This is a genomic window from Desulfonatronum sp. SC1 (assembly GCF_003046795.1).
In the GTDB taxonomy this organism is placed as follows: Bacteria; Desulfobacterota; Desulfovibrionia; order Desulfovibrionales; family Desulfonatronaceae; genus Desulfonatronum.
Map to the genome: position 1 here is coordinate 13,499 of NZ_PZKN01000009.1, position 26,411 is coordinate 39,909.

20 protein-coding genes are annotated in these 26,411 nt (G+C 60.2%); 13 read left to right on the forward strand and 7 right to left on the reverse strand.

Annotated features, from left to right (window positions below):
* The 13 genes from C6366_RS06550 to C6366_RS06610 all read left to right on the forward strand — a co-directional run bounded on the left by C6366_RS06550 (position 1) and on the right by C6366_RS06610 (position 13,980).
* The gene (locus tag C6366_RS06550; RefSeq protein ID WP_233248417.1) at positions 1-369 is read left to right on the forward strand and encodes a cation:proton antiporter subunit C; all 369 of its coding nucleotides are present in this window, start codon (positions 1-3) and stop codon (positions 367-369) included.
* On the forward strand, positions 366-1,865 hold the full coding sequence (locus tag C6366_RS06555; RefSeq protein WP_107736541.1) for a complex I subunit 5 family protein: 1,500 nt from the start codon (positions 366-368) through the stop codon (positions 1,863-1,865). Before C6366_RS06550 ends, C6366_RS06555 begins: the two co-directional genes overlap by 4 nt.
* Positions 1,866-1,878: 13 nt before the next feature.
* Positions 1,879-3,414, forward strand: coding sequence for a monovalent cation/H+ antiporter subunit D family protein (locus C6366_RS06560; protein ID WP_107736542.1), 1,536 nt, complete (start codon positions 1,879-1,881; stop codon positions 3,412-3,414).
* Positions 3,411-3,662 (forward strand): hypothetical protein, encoded by a 252-nt coding sequence (locus C6366_RS06565; protein ID WP_107736543.1) that lies wholly within the window; start codon positions 3,411-3,413, stop codon positions 3,660-3,662. Before C6366_RS06560 ends, C6366_RS06565 begins: the two co-directional genes overlap by 4 nt.
* Positions 3,652-5,382 (forward strand): Na(+)/H(+) antiporter subunit D, encoded by a 1,731-nt coding sequence (locus C6366_RS06570; RefSeq protein ID WP_233248418.1) that lies wholly within the window; start codon positions 3,652-3,654, stop codon positions 5,380-5,382. Before C6366_RS06565 ends, C6366_RS06570 begins: the two co-directional genes overlap by 11 nt.
* 188 nt (positions 5,383-5,570) lie before the next feature.
* Positions 5,571-6,875 carry a histidinol dehydrogenase gene (gene hisD / locus C6366_RS06575; protein ID WP_199221447.1) on the forward strand — a complete coding sequence of 435 codons (1,305 nt, stop codon included), beginning with the start codon at positions 5,571-5,573 and terminating at the stop codon, positions 6,873-6,875.
* Between the two features lie 322 nt (positions 6,876-7,197).
* Positions 7,198-8,097, forward strand: coding sequence for a phosphoribosylaminoimidazolesuccinocarboxamide synthase (locus tag C6366_RS06580; RefSeq protein ID WP_107736544.1), 900 nt, complete (start codon positions 7,198-7,200; stop codon positions 8,095-8,097).
* 66 nt (positions 8,098-8,163) lie between these two features.
* Positions 8,164-8,928 (forward strand): enoyl-ACP reductase, encoded by a 765-nt coding sequence (locus C6366_RS06585; RefSeq protein ID WP_107736545.1) that lies wholly within the window; start codon positions 8,164-8,166, stop codon positions 8,926-8,928.
* 125 nt (positions 8,929-9,053) lie between these two features.
* Complete coding sequence (gene lpxK, locus C6366_RS06590) at positions 9,054-10,118, forward strand: tetraacyldisaccharide 4'-kinase (RefSeq protein WP_107736546.1); 1,065 nt, start codon at positions 9,054-9,056, stop codon at positions 10,116-10,118.
* A gap of 10 nt (positions 10,119-10,128) precedes the next feature.
* Positions 10,129-11,154: an ABC transporter permease gene (locus C6366_RS06595; RefSeq protein ID WP_107736547.1), complete on the forward strand. Its 1,026-nt coding sequence runs from the start codon at positions 10,129-10,131 to the stop codon at positions 11,152-11,154.
* A 113-nt stretch (positions 11,155-11,267) separates the two neighbouring features.
* Complete coding sequence (locus C6366_RS06600; RefSeq protein WP_107736548.1) at positions 11,268-12,965, forward strand: ABC transporter ATP-binding protein; 1,698 nt, start codon at positions 11,268-11,270, stop codon at positions 12,963-12,965.
* Positions 12,966-12,967: 2 nt separating this feature from the next.
* Positions 12,968-13,330: a diacylglycerol kinase gene (locus C6366_RS06605; RefSeq protein ID WP_107736549.1), complete on the forward strand. Its 363-nt coding sequence runs from the start codon at positions 12,968-12,970 to the stop codon at positions 13,328-13,330.
* Positions 13,331-13,578: 248 nt separating this feature from the next.
* A complete protein-coding gene (locus C6366_RS06610) occupies positions 13,579-13,980 on the forward strand; it encodes a DUF305 domain-containing protein (protein WP_107736550.1) in 402 nt (133 codons plus the stop codon).
* Between the two features lie 222 nt (positions 13,981-14,202).
* Here the strand turns inward: C6366_RS06610 and C6366_RS06615 are convergent, their stop codons facing one another.
* From C6366_RS06615 to C6366_RS06645, 7 genes are all read right to left on the reverse strand, one after another.
* On the reverse strand, positions 14,203-16,338 hold the full coding sequence (locus C6366_RS06615; protein ID WP_107736551.1) for a PAS domain-containing sensor histidine kinase: 2,136 nt from the start codon (positions 16,336-16,338) through the stop codon (positions 14,203-14,205).
* 8 nt (positions 16,339-16,346) lie between these two features.
* Positions 16,347-17,600: an HDOD domain-containing protein gene (locus tag C6366_RS06620; protein ID WP_107736552.1), complete on the reverse strand. Its 1,254-nt coding sequence runs from the start codon at positions 17,598-17,600 to the stop codon at positions 16,347-16,349.
* A 75-nt stretch (positions 17,601-17,675) separates the two neighbouring features.
* On the reverse strand, positions 17,676-17,957 hold the full coding sequence (locus tag C6366_RS06625) for an ATP-binding protein (protein WP_107736553.1): 282 nt from the start codon (positions 17,955-17,957) through the stop codon (positions 17,676-17,678).
* The gene (locus C6366_RS06630; RefSeq protein WP_107736554.1) at positions 17,954-19,192 is read right to left on the reverse strand and encodes a PAS domain-containing protein; all 1,239 of its coding nucleotides are present in this window, start codon (positions 19,190-19,192) and stop codon (positions 17,954-17,956) included. The genes C6366_RS06625 and C6366_RS06630 overlap by 4 nt, the downstream gene beginning before the upstream one ends.
* Complete coding sequence (locus C6366_RS06635; protein WP_158269678.1) at positions 19,189-21,795, reverse strand: response regulator; 2,607 nt, start codon at positions 21,793-21,795, stop codon at positions 19,189-19,191. The genes C6366_RS06630 and C6366_RS06635 overlap by 4 nt, the downstream gene beginning before the upstream one ends.
* 27 nt (positions 21,796-21,822) lie before the next feature.
* Positions 21,823-22,911, reverse strand: a complete 1,089-nt coding sequence (locus C6366_RS06640) for an HD-GYP domain-containing protein (RefSeq protein WP_107736556.1) — start codon at positions 22,909-22,911, stop codon at positions 21,823-21,825.
* 92 nt (positions 22,912-23,003) lie between these two features.
* Positions 23,004-26,357 (reverse strand): PAS domain S-box protein, encoded by a 3,354-nt coding sequence (locus tag C6366_RS06645; RefSeq protein ID WP_107736557.1) that lies wholly within the window; start codon positions 26,355-26,357, stop codon positions 23,004-23,006.
* Between the last annotated feature and the right edge of the window lie 54 nt (positions 26,358-26,411).

The following is a 26,411-nucleotide window of genomic DNA, read 5'->3' on the forward strand; positions in this document are numbered from 1 at the left end:
ATGATCGAATTCATCCAAGGCTATTACGCGTACATCTTTCTGGCCGCTACGTTCACCATCGGACTTTACGGGATGATGATGAAGCAGAACCTGATGAAAAAAGTCCTGGGCATGTCCGTGGTTGCGGCCTGTACGATCTTGTTCTGGATTGTCAGCGCTTACAAAGATGGCGCTGGCGTGACCGTGCTGGACAAACGCTACGGCGTGGAGAACCCGGAACTCTACCTCAACCCGCTCCCCCACACCCTGATGCTCACCGCCATCGTCGTGGCCGTTGTCACCCTGGGCGTGGCCTTGGCCTTGCTCATCGGCATCTACCGGGAATTCAAAACCCTTGACGAACCAACCCTCCTGGAGCGGATGAAATGATCAGCTCCCAAGCTCCCGTCCTCATCCCGATCACGTTCCTCTTCGCGGCCATGCTCATCCCCCTGGTGGGGGCCGTGCATCGCGCCGCCGCGCACCTGACCGCGGTTCTGGGATCAGCCTTGGCCCTGTATTTCTCCGTGGTCGGCATGCAGGCCACCCTGGCCCAGGGCCGGATCAGCTACCACATAGCTGGCTGGATGCCCCCCATCGGGATCGAATTCGTCCTGGATCCGCTCTCCGCCTTTATTTGCGCCCTGCTTTGCGGAATCACCTTCATCGTGATGGTCTTCGGCAAACGCAGCGTGGAATACGAAATCCCCCAGAAAGAGATCGCCTTTTACAGCCTCTCCATGCTGCTTCTGGGAGGCCTGGCCGGAATGGTGATGACCGGCGATCTTTTCAACCTGTACGTCTTCCTGGAGATCGGGGCCCTGGCCGGATACGCCCTGGTCGCCATCGGCGACAAGCGGGCCGTGGTCTCGGCCTTCCGCTACCTGGTCATGGGCACCGTGGGCGCGACCTTCTATCTGTTGGGAGTGGCTCTGATTTTCATCAGCACCGGCACCCTGAACATGGCGGACATCGCCCAGTTGATGCCCCTTGTCCATGACTCTCCAGCGGTGATCGTCGGTCTGGTGCTCATCGTCCTGGGCACGGCCCTGAAGATGGCCCTGTTTCCGATGCACGCCTGGCTGCCCGACGCATACACCCATGCCTCCACCACGGCCACGGCCCTGATCGCGCCCATCGGCACCAAGGTTTCCGCCTATGTCCTGTTCCGGGTTCTGTTCTTCGTGGTGGACCCGGACCACCTGCGCACCGAGATGTTGAACCTCCTTCAAGTCATCGGATACCTGGGCGCGGCTGGCATCATCTGGGGCTCGATCATGGCCATCTGCCAGTCGGAACTGAAGCGGATGCTGGCCTACAGCAGTGTGGCCCAGGTCGGCTACATCGCCGTGGGTATCGCCCTGGCCTCGCCCCTGGGATTCATCGGCGCCATCCTCCACGCCCTGAACCACGCGGTGATGAAATGCTGCCTCTTTTTGGTCAGCGGCAACATGCGCATGCGTCTCGGCCACAGCTCAATCCCCCAGATGAACAACGGCCTGCGCAAGTCCATGCCCTGGACGTCCGCGGCCTTTACCCTGGCCGCCATCTCCATGATCGGCCTGCCGCCAACGGCCGGCTTCTTCGGAAAGTGGTATCTGGCCCTGGGCGCCATCGAGCAGTCTCATTGGATCTTCCTGACGGCCCTGTTGATCAGCACCATTCTTAACGTCGCCTACTTTTTCCGGGTGATGGAGCGAATGTACCTCAAACCGCAGGAACCCGGGGCCGTGGATTACAGCGAGCAGACCGTCGCCCGTAACGAAGCCCCGGCGTCCATGCTCATCCCGACCCTCTTTCTGGCCATCAGTCTCCTGGTGCTCGGCTTCGCCAACGCCTGGATCGTCTCCAACCTCATCGTGCCCATGATCCCCGGCTGGCTCTAAGGGACTAAAACCAATGCACGAAATCGTCACCTATACGTCCTCGGTTCCCTTCCTGGCGGTCCTGGTTTCCCTGGCGGCGGTCCCGCTGATCTACGCCAGCAGCAACCGCCCGAACATGCGCGAGTTCTGGACCTTGGCCGCGGCGTTCATCAAGTTCCCGTTGGTTCTGTCCCTGCTGCCCGGCGTCATGGCTGGGGAAGTGGCGGAATTCACCATAGTCCAGATCTCTGCTTCTCCGGACATCGCCCTGAAGCTGCGGGCCGACGGCGTGGGCATGCTCTTCGCCGTGGTCGCCTCGGGCTTGTGGATTCTGACCTCGTTCTACTCCATCGGCTATATGCGCGGGGCCAACGAGAAAAAGCAGACCCGCTACTTCGCCAGCTTCGCTGTCTGCCTCTCGGCCACCATCGGCATCGCCTTTTCGGCCAACCTGCTCACCTTTTTGATCTTCTACGAAATTCTGTCCCTGGCCACCTATCCCCTTGTTATCCACAAGGAGAACCAGGAGGCCATGCGTTCCGGCCGCCAGTACCTGCTCTACGCCATGTCCGCCGGCGTGTTGCTTATCGCTGCCATCGGAATCACCTACTCCATCGCTGGCACGCTGGACTTCAACCCCGGCGGAATCTTCGGCGGGATCGTGCTCGACCCCGTGCTGATCAAAGTTGTCTTCATTCTGTTCATCGCCGGTGTCGGCGTGAAGGCCGGCATCATGCCGCTCCAGAGTTGGCTGCCCGCGGCCATGGTCGCCCCGACTCCGGTCTCCGCCCTGCTCCATGCGGTGGCCGTGGTCAAGGCCGGGGTCTTCGGCGTGATCCGGGTCGTGGGGTTCATTTTCGGGCCGGAAGTCATGCAAGAATTCAGTCTGAACCTGATCCTGGCCACCTTTTCAGGGGCCACGGTGATCCTGGCCTCCCTGATCGCCCTGAACCAGGACGACTTGAAGCGCCGACTTGCCTACTCCACTGTGGGGCACCTCTCCTACATCGTCCTTGGCGTGGCTCTGCTCACTCCCGAAGGCTTCACCGGCGGACTGTTGCATCTCTCCAACCACGCCACGACCAAGATCTGCCTCTTTTTCTGCGCCGGGGCGATCTACGTCAATCTGCACAAAACCAAGATTTCTCAGTTGGACGGCATCGGCAGGGTAATGCCCTGGACCATGGGGGCCTTCACCATCGGTGCCCTGGGCCTCGCCGGGGTTCCGCCCATCAACGCCTTCGTCAGCAAATGGTTTCTCTGTCAGGGAGCCATGGCCGCGGACCAGACCATCATCCTGGGCATCTTCCTGCTCAGCGGTCTGCTCAACGCCGCCTACTTCTTCCCCATCGTCCAGCGGGCCTTTTTCCGCCCCGGCGGCAAGGACCTGGAAAAGCACGGTGAGGCTTCGCCTTTCATGGTCGTGCCCATCTGCATCGTGGCCACTTTGTCCGTCCTGCTGGGCCTACAACCCAATCTGTTCCTTAACCTGTATGACCTGGCGGCGGGCATCTCGCAAAGCGTCTTCCATCTGCCCGCTGTCTTCATCGCTTCGGGAGTCTGGCCATGAAACAATGGCACTGGATCGTTCTTATCGGCCTCACCTTGCTTTCGGTCATCGGCCAATTCATTGAGCACCATTACTGGTGGGAAGCCATCCCCGGCTTTTTTGCCGTGTTCGGATTTATCGGCAGCTTCGTGCTGATCTTCGTCGCCAAGTTCTGCGCGAACCTGTTCATCGCCCAGAAGCCGAACTACTACGACGCTCTTCAGCAAGACCAAGATACCGATCAGGAAGTAAACACCAATGCCCATTGAACTGCCTCCGGTTCTCGTCATGTGGCTGGGGCTGATCATCCTGCCCCTGTTGCCCAAGAATGCCCGTCCCGCGGCTTTTCTGGCCTTCCCCGTCGCCGCGCTGATCCTCATTCTGACCATCCCCCTGGGGACCGTGGTCACCATGCCCTTTGCCCATTACGAGCTGGTGGTCCTCCAGGTCACCCAGCTCAGTCGGGTCTTCGGAATCATCTTTGCCCTGATCGCTTTTTTCTGCGGGGTGTACGCCCTGCACATGCGCGAAACCGGGCAACAGGCCGCTGCCCTGCTGTATGCCGGCGGCGCCCTGGGCGTGACCTTTTGCGGCGACTTCTTCACCCTGCTGGTCTGCTGGGAGATCATGGCCGCCGGTTCCACCTATCTGATCTGGGCGCGACGCACCAAGTCCTCCCAACAGGCCGGCATGCGCTACCTGCTGTACCACCTGTTCGGCGGCAGTCTCCTGCTGGCGGGAATCATCGTTCACGCCCAGTCCACCGGCTCGCTCCTGCTGCCGGAGAACGGCTTCGCTCCCGGTGAATCCCTGGCCGCCTGGCTGATGTTCTTCGGCGTGATGATCAACGCGGCCATGGTTCCCCTGCATGCCTGGCTGCCGGACGCCTATCCCAAGGCGACCATCACCGGGGCCTGCGTTCTCAGCGCCTTTACCACCAAAGTCGCGGTCTACGTAGCCATCGTCCTCTTTCCCGGCTGGCCGATCCTGATGATCATGGGCGTGGCCATGGCCCTCTGGGGCGTGAGTTACGCGTTTCTGGCCAACGATATTCGGGAGATCCTCTCCTACCACATCATCAGTCAGGTCGGGTACATGATCGCCGCCGTGGGCATCGGCACGGAACTGGCCCTCAACGGGGCCGCGGCCTTCGCCTTCAGCAATATCCTCTACAAGACCCTGATGTTCATGGCCACGGGCGCGGTGCTCTACGCGGCTGGGACGAGCAAGCTCAGCGAACTGGGCGCCCTGGCGTCGCGAATGAAGTGGGTGCTGGTCCTGTACATGGTCGGAGCCTTGTCCATCTCCGGCTTTCCGTTGTTCATGGGCTTCATCAGCAAGACCATGATCATCACCGCGGCCGGGGAAAGCTCCGCCTACGCCGTGAAGTTCCTGCTCATCTTCGCTTCCGTGGGCACGTTTCTCTCGGTCGGCATCAAGCTGCCCTACTACACTTGGTTCCATGAAGAGAAAACGCACCACGCCCAGCTGCGGCCCATCCCCACGGGCATGTTCGCGGCCATGACCGGCGTGGCCGTGCTCTGCGTGGTCTACGGCGTCTTTCCCGGGCTGCTGTATGCCGAACTGCCTTATTTCATGGACTTCACCCCGTTCGCCATCCCCTTGCTGGTGGAGACCACCCAGATCCTGATCTTCACTTTCCTCGGATTCTGGCTGGTGCGGGCCAAGCTGACGCCCAAGGACAAGATTTCCTTGGACGTGGACTGGTTTTATCGCCGCCTGGCCCCGTACCTGCGTCGGATCTTCATCGGCTGGGTGAACGTCTTCTTTGACACCGCTGAACGGCTGAGCTTCCGCTTTGCCGACTTCGTATCCTTCCTTTCTTCGGACCCCATGCACGTCCTGCGCACCCTGCATCGGCCGCTGCGCGACTTCGACGCGGACGCCGACCGCCAGCCCTTGAGCACGCCCATCACCCTGACCCTGCTGGTCACCGTGGCCGTGGCGGCCTGGAGCCTCTGGCGCTGACGCCCTCCCCCCGCAAGCATTGACCTCAACAAACGGGCTTCGTAAAAGAAGCCCGTTTGTTTTTTCAACACGCCGCCCCGACTCAAAACAAACCACTCACCGCGTTCCTATGCGCCTCCATCTTTTTTCCGAAGCGCAAACGCGACACATCTTCATACTTCGACCTCAAATTGAAAAGGAGCACCATTTTGCCGTGCCGAGAATTACGTTATACGTCCAGGGACGACTGGCCTGCCTTGGATGACTGGCTCAAAGGTCGCTGGAGTCCCGAACTTTCCATGGAGCAAAGGGTTCGAGACATTTTAACCCAGGTCCGGAAGCAAGGGGATGAGGCCCTGGTCGACTACACCCGCCGCTTCGACTGCCCCGACTTTCAGGCGGACATGATCCGCGTTCCAGAGGCCGACCTGTCCGCGGCTCTGGCTTCCATTCCTTCGGAGGATGTCGCCATCCTGGAAGCCGCCATTGGCAACGTGCGCAGTTTCCATGAGCAGCAGGTCCAGCGCTCCTGGTTTCAGACCAAGCCGGACGGGACCATCCTCGGCCAGATGGTCCGTCCCGTGGAGCGGGTGGGGCTGTATGTTCCCGGCGGCCAGGGCGGGACCACGCCCCTGATTTCCAGCCTGATCATGAATGCCGTTCCGGCCCAGGTGGCCGGAGTGGACGCCGTTGCCGCGGTTTCCCCGCCTCGGGCCGACGGAACCCTGGACGCCTACATTCTGGCAACAGCGGCCCTGCTGGGCATCACCGAGGTCTACCGCCTGGGCAGCGCCTGGGCCGTGGCCGCTTTGGCCTTCGGCACCCGGACCGTACCGTCGGTTGACGTCATCGCCGGGCCGGGCAACATCTACGTGACCACGGCAAAACGTCTGCTGGTGGGCCAGGTGGGCATCGACATGATCGCCGGGCCCAGCGAGATCGCGATCCTGGCCGACGCTTCCGCCAATCCCGAATGGGTGGCCGCGGACATGCTCTCCCAGGCCGAACACGACCCCCTGGCCGCCTCCATCCTCGTCTCCGACAGCCAGTCGCTCCTGGAATACGTCAAGGTCGCGCTCTCCAGGCAATTGGCGGAACTCCCGCGTTCGGAAACCGCCGCGCAATCTCTGGCTGACTGGGGTGCCCTGATCCTTGTGCCCGACATTCGTGTCGGCACGGAGTTGATCAACCTTCTGGCACCGGAACACCTGGAGCTGTGCGTGGACGATCCCTGGCGACTTCTGGGGCTGATCCGCAATGCAGGAGCCGTTTTCATGGGCCATCACTGCCCGGAACCCATCGGTGACTACTTCGCCGGACCGAATCACGTCCTGCCCACCATGGGCACGGCTCGCTTCACTTCCGGACTTTCCGTGGACAACTTCATCAAGAAGTCGAACATCATCGCCACGTCCTGCGCATATGTCGCCGACCACGGCCCGGCCGTGGCCCGACTGGCAACACTGGAAGGGCTGGACGCCCACGCTCGCTCGGTGACGTGCCGCCGCGCTTAACAGCCCGTTGAAAAACTCCCAATTGCTGCGTCGCTGCAAAAAGTTCAAACTCTCACGTATCATTAAATACGCTTCGATCTTGAACTTTTTTTGCTCCTTGCACTTGGGGTTTTTGAACGGGCTGTTGAGTTAAGACTTTTTAAACACTCAATTAAGGCATCAGCTTTCCAACACGGCTCTTTCGCATTCCCCGCAAATCCGATATATACCACCCCAAGCAAGAGGCAGAGACCGCGGCGAAAGCCAATGGCGACAACCCGCCGCTGGCATTTTGCCCCCGCTGTTTCCAACTCACCATCTCACCAGCTATCGCGGAACCACCATGAAAATACTGACCCAATCCTCCCTGCCCGACGTCAAGCTGCTCTCCCGCGGCAAGGTTCGAGACATCTACGAAGTCTCGGAGGACACCCTGCTCATCGTGACCACGGACCGGATGTCCGCCTTCGATGTTGTCCTGCCCGACCCGATCCCCTACAAGGGCGTGGTCCTGAACAAGATCACCCTTTTCTGGATGGAACGGATGGGCGCCGTCGTCCCTAACCATCTCCTGGCCGCCGATGTCGCCGATTTTCCCAAGGCGCTGCAACCCCACGCGGACCAACTGGAAGGTAGGTCCGTACTGGTTCGCAAGGCGGCCCCGTTGCCGATGGAATGCATTGTACGCGGCTACATCACCGGCTCCGGCTGGAAAGACTACCAGGACACCGGCATGGTCTGCGGACACCGGCTTCCCTCGGGGCTCCAGGAATCCCAGGAACTGATCCCGCCGCTGTTCACCCCCTCCACCAAGGCCGAGGTGGGCGAGCACGATGAGAATATCTCCGTGGCCAAGGCCGCGGAAATTTTAGGGCAAGATCGGTTCGCTGCCGTGGAGCGCATTTCCCTGGAAATCTACTCCCAGGCTCGGGAATACGCCAAGGGCCTGGGCCTGATCATCGCGGACACCAAGTTCGAGTTCGGTCTTGTGGGCGACGAGCTGCTGCTCATCGACGAAGTCCTGACCCCGGACTCCTCCCGATTCTGGCCCCAGAAGGGCTACGCCATGGGCCATTCCCAGCCCAGCTTCGACAAACAATACCTGCGGGATTGGCTAACCAAAAGCGGGTGGATCAAAAAAGCGCCCGGCCCGAACCTGCCCCCGGACGTCGTGGAGCAGACCCGGGACCGCTACCTGGACGCTTACGCCATGCTCACCGGCCAACGGCTGGAACTTCCCTGACCCACCTCCCAAAACCTTTCCCTGAACACTCTTTCGGTCCCGCGAACACCATCAAAGGAGACTCGCATGCTCGTATCCGGAAAAAAGGCATTGATCTTTGGCGTGGCCAACGATCGCAGCATCGCCTACGCCATCGCCAAGATCTTCAAGAATCAGGGCGCGTCCATCGCCCTGAACTACGTCAACGACGCCATTTACAAACGGGTTGAGCCGATTAACGAGGAACTGGGCGGGGACTTCATTTTTCCCTGTGACGTAACCAATGACGCGGAAATCGCCTCCGCGGCCCAAGTGGTTGCCGAGAAATGGGGCGGCGTGGACATCCTGGTCCATTCCGTGGCCTTCGCAAATCGAGATGACCTGGCCGGACGCTACGTGGACACCTCCCGCGCCGGCTTCGCCCTGGCCCTGGACGTGTCCTGCTACTCCTTGGTGACCCTGTGCAAGGCCTTCGAGCCCCAAATGTCCGAAGGCGGGTCGGTCATGGCGCTCAGCTACTACGGCGCGGAAAAGGTCATCCCCAACTACAACGTCATGGGCGTGGCCAAGGCCGCCCTGGAGGCCAGCGTGCGCTATCTGTCCGTGGACATGGGCGCGCGGGGCGTCCGGGTCAACGCCATCAGTTCCGGCCCGCTGAAGACACTGGCCTCCTCGGGCATCTCCGGAATGAAGCAGATATTCAAGCACGTCGAGGAACGCGCTCCCCTGAAGCGTAACGTGACCCAGGAAGACGCCGCCGGCCTGGCCCTGTTCCTGGCCTCGGACTTTTCCACCTGCATCACCGGAGAAACCATCTACGTGGACGCCGGCTACAACATCATGGGCATGTAATCCCGGTCCACGATCTCAAATCGTGCTTGTGTTGACGCGGCGGTGCTCGTTATCGAAATCGATTCCAAGCACCGCCGCGAACGGCTGAGCACGATTTTTGGCCGAATTTTACGAAGCTGTTGCGAATGCGTCTCCTCTCCCCCCCGGCAGCGCTGTACAGCGCCTTGATGTCCCTGCGCGCCGCCGCCTATGCCCGAGGCGTTCTCCCCGCATGGCGGCCACCCAAACCCTGCGTCAGCGTGGGCAACATCCGCTGGGGCGGCACGGGCAAGACCCCGGTCTGTTCCTGGTTGCTGGATTGGGCCGCGGAAAGAAACAAGCAGTGCGTGCTGCTGACCCGCGGCTACCGCGCCCATCCCTCTCGCCTCCCTTTCCTCGTGGAGCCGGACGCCTCTCCACACGAGGCCGGAGACGAACCCTTGCTGCTGGCTCGTGCCAATCCAGCGGCCAAAATAGTGGTGGACCCCCAGCGCGCCCGTGCCGGAAAATGGGCCGTTGCCACATGGCAACCGGACCTATTCCTGCTGGATGACGGGTTCCAGCACATGGCCGTGGCCAGGGACGTGAATCTGGCCCTGCTGACCCTCCAGGACCTGGAAACCGACTGGAACAGAGTCGTCCCCAGCGGCCCCTGGCGCGAAGGTCCGTCCGCCCTGTCCCGGGCGGACGCCTTTCTGATCAAGCTTCCGGACCTGGACATGGCGAACGCCGATCTCCGGGAGCGAATCAATCAACGGCTGGGAACGTACGAAAAACCGATCTTTTTCTTCACCCCACAGCCCCTGCGCCTGACCAACATTCGCACCGGGGAAGCCCGAAGCTGCCTGCCCGACCAGGCCGGACAGCGCTACCTCCTGTTCAGCGGCGTGGCCGACCCGTTGTCCGTGGAGCACACGGCTTCAAGCTTCTTGGGCCGCAAGCCGGTCCGCTTCGACGCTTTCGCGGATCACCACTCCTTTTCCAGCGCAAACGTCGCCCGGCTGATCCAAAAGGCCAAGGCCGCGAACACGGACCACTTGGTCTGCACGGCCAAGGACGCCGTCAAGGTCCGGAACGTTCTGGCCCAAGACCAGGGACAAGACCAGAAACAGCACTGGTGGAGCCTGGATATGTCGGTCCGGTTCGCGCCGTTCTCAACCGGCGCTCCCCGATTCGAAGATTGGCTGGAACGCCGACTGAGCCCGGCATGATGGTCCGCCCATGCGTCTGAGCCCTTTGAATCAACGCCGCTGGGCCAATTTCCGGAAGAACCGGCGTGGGTATTGGTCGCTGTGGATCTTCCTGGCCCTGTTTCTGGCCACCCTGGGCGCGGAATTCATTGCCAACGAAAAACCGCTATTGATCCGCTACGACGACCAGTGGTTCTTCCCCATCTTCCAGGTCTATCCGGAAACCGCCTTTGGCGGGGACTTCCCCACAGAGGCCTACTACCGCGACCCCTTCGTGGCGGACCTGATCCGGGAAGAAGGCTGGATGCTCTGGCCGCCCATCGCCTACAGCCACCAGACCGTGAACTTCAACCTGGACGTTCCGGCACCCTCCCCGCCCACCTGGGAAAACTGGCTCGGCACCGACGACCAGGGCCGCGACGTGTTGGCCCGGGTCATCTACGGGTTCCGGATTTCCGTGCTTTTCGGCCTGACCCTGACCCTGTCCAGTACGATCATCGGCATTGCCGCCGGGGCGGTCCAGGGGTACTTCGGCGGCTGGACCGACCTGCTTTTCCAGCGCTTCATGGAAATCTGGTCCGGCCTGCCCCTGCTCTACCTGATCATCATTCTCTCGGCCCTGATCGAACCCAATTTCTGGTGGCTTTTGCTGATCATGCTGCTCTTTTCCTGGATGGCCCTGGTGGGCGTGGTCCGGGCGGAATTCTTGCGCACCCGCAATTTCGACTATGTCCGGGCGGCCCGGGCCCTGGGCGTGGGCAACCTGACCATCATGTTCCGGCACATCCTGCCCAACGCCATGGTCGCCACCCTGACCTTCCTACCCTTCATCCTCAACGGCTCCATCACCACGTTGACCTCCCTGGACTTTCTCGGCTTCGGTCTGCCGCCCGGCTCGCCATCCCTGGGAGAACTATTGGCCCAAGGCAAGGCCAACCTCCACGCCCCCTGGCTGGGCATCACCGCCTTCATGGTCCTGGCCGTGATGCTCAGCCTGCTGATCTTCATCGGCGAGGCGGCCAGGGACGCTTTTGATCCGAGGAAGAAGACGGTATAAATAATGTCTGCTCTTCCTTTTGTATTCCGTATCTCCTGGGCGGACACGTAGGTCCGCCCCTACACCGCCTTGCTCCCAACTTCTGACTCCTGACTTCTGACTTCTGACACCCCATGCCCACCTCCCCCCTGCTCCACGTCAGCGACCTGTCCGTCTCCTTTCACGGCTCCGGGACCATCATTCCCGCCGTGCATAAGGTCGGGTTCACGCTGCGCAAGGGGCGGACCATGGCCCTGGTGGGCGAGTCCGGTTCCGGGAAGTCGGTCACGGCCCTTTCCTTGGTCCAGCTCTTGCCCTATCCCCAGGCCTTTCATCCCGGCGGGTCGATTCTGCTAGACGGCCAGGAGTTGCTGGGGGCTTCGGAAGCAGTGCTGCGCGGAGTGCGCGGGGGGCGGATCGGAATGATTTTTCAGGAGCCCCACAGCTCGCTCAATCCCTTGCACACGGTGGAAAAGCAGATCGTGGAAACCCTGCGTCTGCATCAGAAGCTCGCGCCGGACCAGGCCGGAGCGCGGGCCGTGGAGCTGCTGGAGCTGGTGGGGCTGGACGATCCCGGCCAAAAGCTGTCCTCCTGGCCGCATCAACTTTCCGGGGGACAGTGTCAGAGGGTGATGATCGCCATGGCCCTGGCCAACAACCCGGACCTGCTCATCGCCGACGAGCCGACCACGGCCCTGGATGTGACCATCCAGGCCCAGGTACTGGCCCTGCTCAAGGATCTGCGCCGCCGCCTGGGCATGGCCATGCTCCTGATCACCCACGATCTGAACATCGTCCGCAAAAACGCCGACGACGTCTGCGTGATGCGCGAGGGCCGGATCGTTGAGTCCGGCCCCGTGGAGCGGATCTTCACCGCGCCGGAGCATCCCTACACCCAACGTCTCCTGGAAGCCGAGCCCCGGGGCGGCCCGGTGGCCGAACCCGCTTCCACGGAGCCGGTGCTCGCCGGGCGGGAGGTCAATGTCTGGTTCCCGATCAAGAAAGGGTTGCTCAAGCGCACCAAAGGGCACGTCAAGGCCGTCAACGGCGTGGACGTGCGGCTGCATCCCGGCCGGACCCTGGGCGTGGTCGGGGAGTCCGGCTCTGGCAAGACCACCCTGGGCCTGGCCCTGCTGCGCCTGACCGCCTCCACGGGTCGGATCGTCTTCCAGGGCCGGGAGATCCACCAACTGCCTCCCCGAGCCCTGCGCCCGCTCAGGCGAACCATGCAGATCGTTTTCCAGGACCCCTTCGGCAGCCTCAATCCGCGGATGTCCATCGCCCAGATCATCGGCGAGGGTCTGACCGTGCACCGTCTCGGGCACACCCCTCAAGAACAAGACGCCCTGATCGCCGCGGCCCTGAAGGAAGTCGGCCTGGACCCGGACAGCCGCCACCGCTATCCCCACGAATTCTCCGGGGGCCAGCGCCAGCGCATCGCCATTGCCCGGGCCATGATCCTCAAACCGGACGTGCTGGTTCTGGACGAGCCCACCTCGGCTCTGGACATGTCCGTCCAGGCCCAGATCGTGGACCTGCTGCGCACCCTGCAACGCGAACACCGCACCGCCTACCTGTTCATCAGCCACGACCTCCGGGTGGTCCGGGCCATGAGTCACGACATCCTGGTTATGCACCACGGCCACGTGGTCGAACAGGGTCCTGCAGAGGACGTCGTCTCCCGGCCCAAGCACCCCTACACCCGCACGCTGATGGCCGCGGCGTTCGACCTGGAGACCGCGCCGAAATGGCATGATGATGCATCACTACCGAACGGGCCTGATGCTCCAATCGACGCCACGCGACGTGAAAACACAATCAAGGAGTCTTGAGCATGGGCAAAAGCGGACTACGCGGCATCCCCAGGCTGATTCAGGCTTTTGTCTGTTCCGCGAAGGGCTTAAGCGGGGCGTGGCGCGACGAGGAGGCCTTTCGGTTGGAAGTTCTGGCCGCCCTTGTGCTGATCCCCGCCGCGCTGTGGCTGGGTGAGGGCGGCGTGGAGCAGGCCCTGTTGCTGGGCAGCGTGGTCCTGGTCATGATCGTCGAGCTGCTGAATTCCGCGGTGGAAGCCGTTGTGGACCGGGTTGGTCCGGAGCACCATGAACTGTCCGGCAAGGCCAAGGACATCGGCTCCGCCGCGGTTCTGCTCTCCCTGTTCCTCGTCCCGGTGATCTGGGCCCTGGTTCTTCTGGGCTGATCCAACCCCCATCCCATCACCACGCACCATTGGTCGTCGGCCCGCAGGCCAAACGCCCCACGTCGCCGCTCAAGACAACTCGGCCCTCAAGGCAAATCACCTCCCGGCCAAACACTTGAAATACTAAAATTAGTTTGCTTTGAATCGTCCCTGGGTCACCTTGACAAATTGACGGCCCGGCTCCATAGTTAAATATAGACTTTAGGCCCCTCCATTTTATTCAACTCATCAAACCCAGGAGGCCCGACATGTTTTCAACCTTGCTTCGAACACCCCTGCTGGCGGCAATCAGTCTGACGGCCATCCTGATGGTCAGCAACGGCGCATCCGCGCAGCACGACCATGGCGGCAACGAGCATCATGATGCCGAGGATGTCACACCATCATCAATGGCCTTTCAATCCGTCAATGAGCGGATGCATCACGAAATGAATATTATTTTCACCGGCGACGCGGACGTGGACTTCGTTCGCGGTATGATTCCCCACCATCTCGGCGCTGTGGGAATGGCCAAAGTCGTTCTGCAATACGGTAGCGATCCGGAAATCCGTGAACTGGCCGAGGAAATCATCGCTGCCCAGGAAGAGGAAATCTCCATGATGCGCCGTTGGCTGGAAAAACACGGACATAAAGAAACCGTGCACCACTGACCAGGCGAAGCGACATATATCCCCCAGCCTCCCGCGTGACCTTGACCGCCACCACCAATCTTCGTCAATTATAACTCAAAGGAGATACAACCATGGGCGATACGAAAGGAAAGAAAGAGAAAGCCAAGGACAAAAAGCAGAAAGAAGCAAAGAAGGAGAAGCAGAAAAAGGGCAAGTAACAGTGACGATATCGTAACTATTCAGTACATCCTGGGTTGCGCCTTATACCGACGCTGGTTTCGGCCCCGACACTTCCAGCACCTCCCGAACCTTGGCGTCCAGTTCCCTCAACTGGAACGGCTTGCCCAGGAACCCCTTGGCTCCAGATGTCAGGGCGTTTTTACCGTGGCCCTGCCGTGCGTAGCCGCTGGCGATGATCACGTTGGCCTCAGGGTCGAGGCGTAGCAGTTCCTGGAGGCATTTGTGCCCGCCCATGCCGGGCATGTTCAGGTCCAGCAGGACCAGGTCAATGTCCCGAACGCGACCCTTGTACACCATCAACGCTTCTTCCCCGGTGGCCGCACTGAGCACGGTATAACCGAAGTCCTCCAAGGCTTCGCGGGTCAATTCCCGAAGCTCCGGCTCATCGTCCACCACCAGAATGGTTTCACCGCCGCCTCTGCGCCCGGCTACCTGCGCCGGTTCCTCCCTCGGCACCGCGCTGGTTTCCGCGGCGGGCCAGTAGATGTCAAATGTTGTACCCTGGCCCCGGACGCTGCGGCATTCTATGAACCCACCATGAGCGGCAACGATCCCGTACACCGAGGCCAAGCCCAGGCCGGTGCCCTTGCCCACCTCCTTGGTGGTGAAGAAGGGATCGAAGGCATGATCCAGAACGTCCTGATCCATGCCGCACCCCGTGTCCGTCACCGAGAGCAGGACGTGGCACCCTTTGGCCGCGCCGGGGTGCGCGGCCACGAAATTCTCGTCCAGGCAGGCGTTGACGGTCCTGAATTCCAGCCGTCCGCCGTCGGGCATGGCATCCACGGCATTGTTGGCCAAGTTGAGCAAAACCTGCTGCACCTGCGCCGGGTCCGCGGCCAGGGTCCAGATCAGCGGGTCGAGGCGCGGTTCCAGGGCGATCATTCTGGGGATGGTCCGCTCCAACATTTGGAGGACATCCCGTACCTCCTGGTTCAGGTCCACATGGATCTTTCGGGATTCGACCTTGCGACTGAACAACAGCAATTGCTCCACGAGCTTGGCGGCCCGGTCCATGGAGCGGGCCACGGTCCGCAGCCGCTCCGTGTCCCGGAACGCGAAGGATTCTGACTGCAGCAGCATCTCAATGTTACCGCTCATGGCCTGCAGCAGATTGTTGAAATCATGGGCCACGCCACCGGCCAGGATACCCACGGATTCCACCTTCTGCACCTGAAAAAGCTGGGCTTGCAGCTTTTCCCGATCTTTCTCGGCCTGCTTGCGGGCCGTGATGTCGGTCATAAAGCCGTTGTAGACCGGATTGCCCTGGGCATCCCGAGTCAACCTGGAATCCAGCGAGGCCCAGAAAGAACGGCCGTCACGGCGTTTCAGCTCCACCTCGAAGCCGGTAGCCTGTCCGTGTCGGCTCAGGAGTTCCTTGTAACGTTCCCGTTCCGCGGGATTGACGTAAAGCTGCGCGGCGATATCCGTGACCTGGGCGACCATTTCCTCCGGACCGGCGTACCCGGCCATCCGGGCGTATTCCGGATTGACAAACAGATAGCGGCCCTCCGGCGTGGCCTGAAAAATTCCCAAGGGCGCTTCAGAAACGATTTGCAAGTACCGCCTGTCGGCGTCCTCGGCCTTGTGGGCCAGTTCACGCTGGTGTTCCCACAACCGTTGATAGGTTTCCACCCCTTCCAGGGCCGCGGCCCCGGCCAAAAGCACAATGGACAGCAGGGCCAGATAGGTGTCTGGAATCGTGCTCACCTCCTGCCCCAACACGCCGACGAACATACCCCACATCCGAATCGGCGTGGCCAAGGCGTGCAGAACCAGGCGCTCGTCCCTGTTGATTCCGAGCAGGATTTCCGACCGGCCATGGCGCAATATCCTGGAAAAGGAATGGTCGTTGATGAGCGCGTCGATCTCCCGGTCCAAAGTGGCGGCATGGTCCGGGGGGTCGCAAAACTCTCGGGCAAAGGAATGATCCGGCTGGACCAGAAAAAAGGAGACCGCCTTCAGGTCCATCAGGTAACGCGCCTTTCCGGCGATTTCCCTGAGCACAACATGACCATCCCCAGCCTGGACCAATGGCGTGGCAAAATGTCCCAGCCCAGCGGCCATTTCCAAAGCCTCCACGGACTGTCGGCGCTGTTCGCGCAGGAAACGAACCTCGGCTTCCAGGCGCTGGATCAGTTCTTGGTCCAATTGCATGGAGTCACCTATTCACTCTGGAGAAACACGTGCAGAATATCCCTGATCTGGCGGTCGGCTTGACGGACCAGGGGGCCGATGTCGCTGAGAGACATGCCGATCAGATCCCAGACAGAAACATGAAGTGGGGGAAGAACGCCTGCACCAGCAGCCCCGACTCCGGCGGCCATGGCCAGGAGGTTGGCCAGGTGCAGAATACCGGCTTCGACCGGGAGAGGAGCTCGCTCCGGGGCATGATGCCAACGGATCATATCCGCCAAGTTTTCCGGCAACCGCCATTGCCGACAGAGCATCCCGCCGACCTGGGCGTGATCAAAACCCAGTAGCTCTTGTTCCACTAGATACAGAGGGACACCCGGGCCCCGGGAGAGGAACATGGCCTGAGCACAAGCATCGGGCATCTTGCTGAGCATGACCAGCCAGCCCAGGTCGTGCAGGAGTCCGCCGGTAAAGCAGCGTTCCCGTGACACGCCCCGGACATGGATGGCGATCAGGCTGGCATACACCGCCGTGCTGACGCTGTGCTTCCAGAACTGCTCCATGTTCAGGGTCGCCGGGGGAATGCCCTTGAAAGCGCTGACCACGGAAATGCCCAGTGCCAGGGAGGACAGTTCCCTGGTGCCCAGCAGGGCCACGGCCCGGGGGATGGAATCGATTCGGGACGGAAACGTGTACAGCGGGCTATTGACCAGTTTGAGCAACTTCGCGGATAGACTGCTGTCCTTGCCCACCACTTCGGCGACATGAAAGGCGGAACTGTTGGGAGACTCCAAAACCTCCATGATCTTCCCATACACCACCGGCAAGGAAACCAAGCCCTCATGGGCCTGGACCAGCTTTCCCGCCGCCTGCTCTCCGTCCTCGGACCGCGCGACGCGCAGTTCCGGTACGGGTTGCTGCTCGTCGGCAAAGCACTCAGGCTGCTTGCCCGCGGCCAGATCCAAGGCCGTGCGCTCCACCGCGATGCGAACGATTTCCCGCATCGCCGGGTGATCGTCCGTGGCGCACCGCAGGAACGGCGCCAGCCGCGACAGGCTTTGCTCCAGAAGCTCCTCTCCGATGTCCGCCGCCCTGTCCGCGTCCACCCGGTCCTGGTCCAGGCCGACAATCTCCGCCCGCCGAACTCCCCAAGCCTTGCCCACCGTGATATACCGGTCCCGCAACGCCGTGCCCCGGGGCAACAAAAAACGGCCATCCGGCGCTACAAGATCAGCCCCCAAAACCATGCCCGGCTCAAGACAGTCAATATTGATCCACCCCATGAAAAGAATCCTTCGTCGAATTACCCGACAGGTTGCATGCCCATGGCTTGCACCAAGCCCTCTATATTTCCGGCTTCAGCGAATGATTCGTGCCCCTTGGACTTCCAAGGCTTGAATACGCGTCGCCTCCATCCCGTCCATTTCCGGCATCTGGGTGTCCAGGAGGATAGCGACAAAGTTGATGGAGCCCTGACCCGGCTCGGCCTCCACGGACACCACCCCGCCCATCCTCTCCACCAAACATTTTGAACTGGACAAGTCCAGGCCTGCGCCCTGATAAGGGCGGGGGTAGGAATCGTCAACCTGGGTGAAGGGCTCGTCCCCGTTCAGAGCTTCTTTCAGGCTCGCAAAACTCACAACCGCGACGACTCCACCAGCAGGCCGAAGGGCAGCATCACGTGCATGGTTGTTCCTTGGCCGAACGCGGTTTCCACGGTCAGGGAACCACCATGCAGCTCCACGAGCCGACTGACCACGGCCAGTCCGAGGCCCGCGCCTTCGTGTCTGCGGGTATAGGAACCGTCGGCCTGCGTAAAGGCCTGAAAAATATGCGGCAAGCGTCCATCCGGGATACCGATGCCCGTATCCGAGACGCTGAACAGCAACCTGATTTTGCCGCTCATGTCTGAAGTCAACGGGAAAACCTCCAGGCAGACCCGGCCCGAGTCGGTGTATTTGAGGGCATTGCCCACTAGGTTGAAAAGAATCTGTCGAACGCCGATCTCATCGCCGATGAGTGTTTGCGGCACGGAAGGCGCAATGGAGAAGTCCAGTTCGATTCCCTTGTACTTGGCCGTGACGGCAAACAGTTCCTGAACCAACCGAGACGTTTTGCGCGGTTCGAAAGCGTGTTCGCGAACCTGAACCGTCTTGGACTCCAGACGGGAAAGGTTGAGGATGCCGGACAGCAGGGCGTTCAGACGCTCGGCACCCCCCAGCGCCAGCTCCAAAAATTCCCGCTGCTCCTCGTTCAGGCCGGTGCTTTTGAGGATTTGCAACATGCCGATGACCCCGTTAAGCGGCGTGCGGATTTCGTGGCTCATATTGGCCAGGAATTCCTTTTTCCCTTCATTGGCTGCCTCGGCCGCCTCCTTGGCCCGGATCAGGGACTGCTCGGCCTGCTTGCGCTCGGAGATATCCACGACGAGCCCGTGAGAGCAGGCGATATTCCCGTCGTGATCACGGATCGCCTTGATCGTGAAGGACACCCAGCACGGCGTTCCGTCCCTCCGTTTCAAGACGCACTCCCGGTTCACGACCTTGCCCTGCTTTGCCAACAGGTCCAGGATCATCGCCCTGTCCTCCGGGTTCGCGTAAATCTGCCGGGCTATGTCCGTCACGGATTGCAGCAGTTCGTCGGGTGTGCTGTATCCAAGCATGCGAGCCATAGTTGGATTGGCGGACAGGAATCGACCTTCCGGGGTAGAATGGAAAATGCCGATGGGCGCTTTATCGATCAGATGCAGGAAATCCTCCTGGGTCGATAGTCGGCATGCGTGGAGGGCTTCCCGGCTTTCGCCTGGAACTGTTGTCGGGGCTGTTGCCGGGCGGTCCGGATTGGTCGCCGGATGATTCTTGGATTCGGGTTTCACGATTGTCCCTCCGTTAGCGATCCTGCCGAGAACGGCACATCATCCACGGGTTGTATCCAGCGGGCCTGGTCCATGAGGGTGCGCCGCACCTCATGCAGAAGATCGGAGACATGATCCTCAATTCCTGGCTTGCCCGACGTCCGGCCAGCCTCTTCGATCCGCCGGGCCGACTCGGCCAGGGCCGGAAACCCGGCGTTCAAGGCCGAGCCTTTCAAAGCGTGGGCCTCAATGACCGCGGACCGAAGCTGATCAGCGGCGACAAGGCGTTCCAACTCCGCGACTCTCTCCGGTAATTGTTCCAGAAAGGTGCGCTGTACCCAAAGGGCGGTCTCTTCGTCTCCAGCGAGTCTTCCCAGCAATTCGCCAAAATTCCTCATCGGATACGACACCAGAGGTACACGAGGGGCCACCTTCAGCCCGTTTCCGTATGCATTGGAAGTCCGCCCCAAGGGTGTCGCATCAGGGCTTTCAAGGCCGGCCCGCTTTGCCTCTTGATGCACCTCGAGGCAAAGCTCTTTTGCCTCGTCATCCCGTCCGCGCCGCGGCAACCATTTGCCCAGAACCCTGGCCAGGTCCGTTAAAATCATCGGCTTGGTCAGGTAATCATCCATCCCCGCCGCGAAGCACACCACCCGATCCTCCCTCGACACTCCGGCGGTCATGGCGATAATCGGTAGGCGAGGAGAGGGATGAGGGATGAGACCTGAAACCTGAAGATCGGAAATCCGATCTCCGACGTCCGACGTCCGACGTCCGTCTTCCGCCTTCCGAATTTCCCGCGTTGTGGCAAGCCCGTCCATCTCCGGCATTTCCACGTCCATGAGCACCAGGTCGTAGTTTTTGCGTTTCAGGGATTCGAGGGCCTGCAGGCCGGTGGAGGCCAGGTCCGCGGTGACGCTCAGTCGATGAAGCATGCGGAGGATGACCTGCTGATTGACGGCGTTGTCTTCAGCCACCAGCACATGGCCATGAAACGTCGGCAGATCAACGCTCCGGTTGCTGATCGTGTTGCCGCGCCACGGGTCGGCCTGGACGGCCGCCCCGTGAAACACAGCCGTAAACCAGAATTCCGAACCCTGGCCAAGGATGCTCCGCACGCCGATCTCCCCGCCCATCATCTCGGCCAACTGCCTGGAAATAGCCAACCCCAGCCCGGTACCACCGAAACGCCGAAAAATTGAGGATTCCGCCTGGGAGTATCTGTCGAAAATGGCACCCAACTTGTCCTCGGCGATGCCGATGCCGGTGTCCGAAACCGTGAAGAGGAGCAAGACTTCATTTTCGGAAGGGCTGAGGGCTGAAACCTGAGACCTGAAACCTGAAGAATCTTCATCATTCATCACTCTACCAACATCAATCCTCACCTCGCCCTTTTCCGTGAACTTGACCGCATTGCCGGCCAGGTTGAGCAGGATTTGACGCAGGCGGCCGGGGTCGCCCTGGAGCAGGAGGGGGACGTTTGGGGCGATATAGTGGGAGAAGCGTAAGTTTTTGCGTTGGGCCTGCACACTGATGATCGTTGCGCAGTCATCAAGTATCTGGCTCAGATCGAAATCCTGGATGTCCAGCGAAAAATGACCGGCCTCAATCTTGGAGAAGTCCAAGATGTCGTTGATCAGGTTCAGGAGAGCCTTGCCGCTGGTCTCAATGGTTTCCACCATCCGCCGCTGGTCTCCGGTCAGGTTTGAGTCCAGAAGCATCTCGGCCATGCCGACCACCCCGTTCATCGGGGTGCGGATCTCGTGGCTCATGCCGGCCAGGAAGTCGCTCTTGGCCTGGGAAGCGGCCATGGCCATCCGGCGCTGCGTCTCGTCGTCGATCATGGTCAGCACAACCTGTCGTCCGGCCAGGGACAACTTGACCGCGGATACAAAGGTGGAAAGGCGTCGGCCGGATTTTGCCGAGAACACAACGGGGGAGTCGCGAAAGGCGTCCTCATGCTGGAGAAGGCGCAACAGGCGGCCGGGGTCGTCCGGGTCGGTCCAGATTCCCAGATTCGTCAACCGCCGTCCGATAACTTCCGCGCGGGAGAAGCCGAAAATGTTGACGCAACGATCGTTGACGTCAATGAGCCGCCCGGAGCGCAGATTGGAGATGATCAAGGCCGCGGGGCTGTAAAGGAAGGCCTTGGTAAAGCGGTCCTCGCTTTCGCGCAGGGAGTTTTCCAGTTGCCGCTGTTGCCGCTTGTTCTGGCGAAGCAGGCTGGCCCGCTCCAATGCCTTGTTCAAGGCATGCTCAAGAATGGCCGAATTCATCAACGGCTTGGTGATAAAGTCCCAGGCCCCTAGTCGAATGGCCCGTAGCGCGTCTTCAATCGTGCCGACTCCGGACAGGACGATAATCGGCAGATCTGGAAATTCCAGCACCGCATGCTCGATGAACGCGTACCCGTCCATGACCGGCATGCGCAAATCCACGATCACCGCAACGAAAAATCCAGGAGTTTCACGAAGAATTTTAAGTCCTTGCAGCCCGTTCCCCGCCTCCACGGACGGATGATCCATGTCCTCCAGAAAAGAACACAGGCCATGCCGCAGCCTCGGTTCATCGTCGATGACCAGGATGGTACAGGCGGCTTTTTTCCATGCATCGATATCGCGCATACCCCTCCGACTCATTGAAAACGCCGGTCAATCCCTCCACATGGTCTGAACAGCCCGGATCTCGTCCAGAACGAGAAAAAAGGCCTCCACGACCTTGGGATCGAATTGCGTCCCAGCCCCTTGATGGATGATTTCCAGACATTGCTCTTCCGGAAGCGCGGTCTTGTAGGGGCGTTCACTGGACAGGGCGTCGAAAACATCCACCACGGAAACGATACGGGCAACAAGGGGAATCGCCTCACCCTGGAGGCCGAAAGGATAGCCATTTCCGTCCCAGCGTTCGTGATGAAACATGGCCAGAACCCGCGCCATGCCCAACAGTTCGTTGTCCCCAGACGGGATCGCTTTCGGATCTGAACAGCTTCGAAGGGCCTCTTCCTGGCTGATCAATGGCCCGAGAATCTCGCAGCCGTACAGACAATGAAGCTGCATAACCTTCCATTCCGCATTGTCCAGTTTGCCGGGTTTGAGCAGAATTTCGTCAGGGATCCCGATCTTGCCCACATCGTGCAAAGGGGCGCATTCCCGCAACATTTCGCGCTCGGCCTCCGGCAGCCTCATGGCACGGGCCACCAGAGCACTGATTTCCCCGACCCTGACGACATGGTTGCCGGTCTCGTTGTCCTTGAACTCCGCGGCCCGGCTCAACCGCTGCATGATCTGCCGGCGGGTGGTCTCCAGTTCAGCGGTGCGCTCTCGGACGAGTTTTTCCAGATTTTCCTTGTAGGCCCGGTTTTCCTTGATCAATCGCGCCCGATCCAGAACCTTACGTAGCGTATGCTCCAGGATGTCCATCGAATACACCGGCTTGGTGATGAAATCCCAAGCCCCCAGACGCATGGCCCGCAGGGCGTCGTCCACCACGCCTACTCCGGAAAGCACGATGATCGGCGTCTCCGGAGCCTCTTGAACGGAATGCTGGATAAACCCGTACCCGTCCATGACCGGCATGTTCAGATCCACGATCACGGCCTCGACCCGATCCAGATGCTCACGCAACAGCTCCAGCCCGCGCAAACCGTTCTCCGCATCCAGAACATCGAAATCCATGTCCTCCAGAATCGCGCACAAAGCGCGCCGCAATCCGCCTTCATCGTCAACTATCAAAATGGACATATGCCTATCCTTATCTTACCCTGAAAATGAGGGCATCCGAGACCAAACCCGTGCATCGAACTGAACAACAGACAACCCGGAATGAAACCGACTCATGACCTCGCCTCATTTGCTGGAGATGAGGGCAATTCGACAACGAACCGCGCGCCCTCCCCTGGACTGGATTCAACCCACATTCGGCCTTTATGGCCCTTGGTGACGATGAAATAGGACACGGACAGTCCCAGCCCCGTGCCTTGTCCGGGCGGCTTGGTGGTAAAGAAGGGCTCGAATATCCGGGCCTGGATTCCCGGGGGTATGCCCGGTCCGTTGTCTTCCACCTCAATGCGTACCCCGTCGGAAAGACCGGACACCCGGATAGCGATGCGCGGAGTTTCCACCGGAGGCACGGACTCCGCCATGGCCTGAGCCGCGTTGCGCAACAGGTTCAGGACCACCTGCTCGATCTCGGTGGCGGTGCAGATTATTCTCGGCAGATCAGTGCTGATGTCCTGATTGACCTGAATTCGCTTGAAGTCGTAGCTCTTCTTGAGATCGTAATCGCTTTGGGCCAGGGTCAGGGCCTTTTGAACAGTATCCGCCAGGTCGCAGACATCGCGACGGGATTCACTCCTGCGGGTGAAGTCCAGCATATGCCGAATAATGGCCGCGGCCCGCAAGGTCGCGGACTGGATGTCCGCCATGAAAACATCCAGCTTTCTGACACGCATGTATTCGGCCAAGAGTCCCAAATCCAGCCCGATGGTCGCGGCGGCCTCCTGATTTTTGCGAAAATCCGCCCTGGAACGTTGCTCCAGGTTCTGAACGGCTTGGAGCACGATGCCCAGAGGATTGTTGATCTCATGGGCAATGCCCGCGGCGATCCCGCCCACGGACATCATCTTCTCGGTTTCGACCATCATCTCCTGCATCTTCTTGGACTCGGTAATGTCGTCATAGGTTCCGAGCATCCCGTAAATCCGCCCGGCATCGTCCAGCAAGGGAACCTTGGACATCCGCAGCCAGACCTCCCTGTCCCCGAAAACATGGCGTCTCTCAATGTTCAACACCGTTTCGCCGTGCTCCAAGACTCGGCGATCACCCTTGCGGTGTGCTTCGCCATGCCCAACCCATCTCAGAGCGAAATCATCCTTGCCGACTAGGCTTTCCGGCTCCGCATGGCCCGCATCCCCGGCAAACAGACGGTTACAGCCCAGATAGCAATGATCCAGCCCCTTCCAGTAGACACGCACCGGAATGGTGTTGATAACCTCATGGAGCATCCGGCGCGAGGCGACAAGCTCCACTTCCATCCTTTTGCGCTCCGTCACGTCCAGCACGATGCCCTGGTATTCGACCACCTGCCCGCCTTCATCCTGGATCATGAACGTGCGATCCTCAACCCAGCGGACCCCGCCGTCCCTGGCCACGATCCGGTATTCCTGCTGGAACCGATCGACCTTCCTGAACGCGTAATCCTCGAGTTCCCGACTCAACCGTTCCTGGTCCTCGGGATGGACCAGGGCGGCATAACGCACCTTGCCGGACATCAACTCATCACGGGAGTAACCGAACTGGCTTACGTTCCGCGAGACCATGATCACCGGCCAATCAGGAGCTTCCTTCCACCGGAAAAGAATGGCCGGACTGTTTTCCACCACAATGTTCGCCTGCTTCAATTCTTCCTCTGCACGTTTACGCTCGCTGATGTCGCGGTCAAAGGCGATGGCAAGAAAGCGTCCTTTGTGTTCCAGGTAGTTTGTGGTCACCTCCACGGGGAAAATGCGTCCATCCTTGGCCCTATGGCGGGATTCGAAACGCATTGCTCCGACCCGACGCATCGTCTCCTTGTGCTCCTCCCAGTTTTCGACCGGAAAGTCCGGATCAATCTCAAAAACAGACATTCTCAACAGTTCATCACGGGAATAGCCCATGGACGAACAGGCCGCATCGTTCACGTAAATCAGAGCGCCCCGGTCATCCACCCAAACAATGCTGTCCTGGGCCCGATCCATGGCGAACTGGGTCAGTTGTAAGGCTTCCTCGGCCTGTTTTTGAGAGGACACATCCCTCTGAACGGCCAGGAGGCGTTCTTGCCCGGCCAGGACAACGCGTTTGAGACTGGTTTCCATCCAGAAAAGATGCCCATCCCTATGTCTGCAATGCCATTCAAAGAGCTGTGGCTCTCCGGCAATAGCCTTCCGCACCAACTCATCAGCCTGTTCCTGGATATATGGAGGTATGCCGGAACTTATGTCCCCCACCCGGACTCTCTGCATTTCCTCTCTGGAATAACCGAATTTTTCGAGCACGACGCTGTTTACATCGAGAATCTCTCCCGTATCAAGATCATGAATATAAAGAGCATCATTCACCGCGTTAAATACCGCGCGGTAGGTGGCCTCGGAATGTTTCAACGCCTCCTCGGCCTGCCTGCGTTCCGTTATGTCCCTGGCCGTGGTGACCACCCCTTGCACCTGGCCGTTCGCATTGAGTTCAGGAACGCAGAGCCAGTCGATCCATACCCCGTTGGGCAACATGAATTCGATCCGCTGGACCTCGCCGGTTTCAAATACCCGGGCTAGCGTTTCTTCCCATAGCCGGTTCAACTCCTTCGGAAACCCGAGTTCCTGATGGGTTTTGCCGATCCAATCCTCCACCGGGATGCCCGTTTGCACAGCGGCCATTTTATTGACGTACGTAAGTCGAAAATCCCGGTCAAAACGCATGATTGTATCCAGGAAGTTTTCCGTCAAGGCGCGATACTGTTCCTCGCTTTTGCGCAGGGCGTCCGCTGCCTGAAGCCTGTACCGCTCGGCCAGATGACCCCGCCAGGAAAAATACAGAGCAACAGCGGTCACCAGGAGAAGAATCCCCACTCCGGCATAAGTGGCGTCCCTGGTGATCCGGCCAATCTCTTGCCGCACGTCGATCATGTACACGCCGGTTCCGAGCACCCAGCCCCAGGGCTGAAAATCCTTGGCATAGGCGTACTTCAAGTCAATGTTGTGGGATTCGTCCATTACCTCCCAGTAGTAGGTGACCAGTCCCTCGCCATGTTCACGGGCAGCCTGGACCATTTCCGCGACAAAGCGCCTGCCCCTGATATCCTTGAGATTGGAGATATCCCTGCCCACGTGTCCCGGCTGGTAGGGGTGGACCAGGGTCACATGGCCGTAGTCCAGAATCCAAAAATAATTACGACCCTCGTCATCGTAGCGCATGGAATGGACTATGCGTTTGGCCGTGTCCTGAGCCTCCTCCAGCGTCAGTTCGCCTTTGTCCACCCGTGCATGCAAAGCGTCCAGGATCGACCAGGCGCTCTGAGCCATGGAGCGGACCATGGAAATTTTCTGATCCATCAGTGCTGTCTGCAACTTGGGCAAAAGCAAGGCGAACAGGACGACGCCGATGAGCAGGACGCTTAAAAGCGCCGGGAAGGTGGTCTTGATAATGGCTCGAAGCATGGCTGATTCCCCGATGGGTCGCTTGTCTTCACTTGATACTCGGGCTTGTCCGCC

What these genes read in the sequence shown, in the direction of transcription:
- C6366_RS06600 (WP_107736548.1), top strand. Translation starts at nt 11,268, where the DNA reads ATGCCCACCTCCCCCCTGCTCCACGTCAGCGACCTGTCCGTCTCCTTT.
- C6366_RS06555 (WP_107736541.1), top strand. Translation starts at nt 366, where the DNA reads ATGATCAGCTCCCAAGCTCCCGTCCTCATCCCGATCACGTTCCTCTTC.
- lpxK (WP_107736546.1), top strand. Translation starts at nt 9,054, where the DNA reads ATGCGTCTCCTCTCCCCCCCGGCAGCGCTGTACAGCGCCTTGATGTCC.
- C6366_RS06595 (WP_107736547.1), top strand. Translation starts at nt 10,129, where the DNA reads ATGCGTCTGAGCCCTTTGAATCAACGCCGCTGGGCCAATTTCCGGAAG.
- C6366_RS06560 (WP_107736542.1), top strand. Translation starts at nt 1,879, where the DNA reads ATGCACGAAATCGTCACCTATACGTCCTCGGTTCCCTTCCTGGCGGTC.
- C6366_RS06570 (WP_233248418.1), top strand. Translation starts at nt 3,652, where the DNA reads ATGCCCATTGAACTGCCTCCGGTTCTCGTCATGTGGCTGGGGCTGATC.
- C6366_RS06610 (WP_107736550.1), top strand. Translation starts at nt 13,579, where the DNA reads ATGTTTTCAACCTTGCTTCGAACACCCCTGCTGGCGGCAATCAGTCTG.
- C6366_RS06605 (WP_107736549.1), top strand. Translation starts at nt 12,968, where the DNA reads ATGGGCAAAAGCGGACTACGCGGCATCCCCAGGCTGATTCAGGCTTTT.
- C6366_RS06585 (WP_107736545.1), top strand. Translation starts at nt 8,164, where the DNA reads ATGCTCGTATCCGGAAAAAAGGCATTGATCTTTGGCGTGGCCAACGAT.
- C6366_RS06640 (WP_107736556.1), bottom strand. Translation starts at nt 22,911, where the DNA reads ATGTCCATTTTGATAGTTGACGATGAAGGCGGATTGCGGCGCGCTTTG.
- C6366_RS06615 (WP_107736551.1), bottom strand. Translation starts at nt 16,338, where the DNA reads ATGCAATTGGACCAAGAACTGATCCAGCGCCTGGAAGCCGAGGTTCGT.
- C6366_RS06620 (WP_107736552.1), bottom strand. Translation starts at nt 17,600, where the DNA reads ATGGGGTGGATCAATATTGACTGTCTTGAGCCGGGCATGGTTTTGGGG.
- C6366_RS06645 (WP_107736557.1), bottom strand. Translation starts at nt 26,357, where the DNA reads ATGCTTCGAGCCATTATCAAGACCACCTTCCCGGCGCTTTTAAGCGTC.
- C6366_RS06635 (WP_158269678.1), bottom strand. Translation starts at nt 21,795, where the DNA reads ATGCGCGATATCGATGCATGGAAAAAAGCCGCCTGTACCATCCTGGTC.
- C6366_RS06580 (WP_107736544.1), top strand. Translation starts at nt 7,198, where the DNA reads ATGAAAATACTGACCCAATCCTCCCTGCCCGACGTCAAGCTGCTCTCC.
- C6366_RS06565 (WP_107736543.1), top strand. Translation starts at nt 3,411, where the DNA reads ATGAAACAATGGCACTGGATCGTTCTTATCGGCCTCACCTTGCTTTCG.
- C6366_RS06550 (WP_233248417.1), top strand. Translation starts at nt 1, where the DNA reads ATGATCGAATTCATCCAAGGCTATTACGCGTACATCTTTCTGGCCGCT.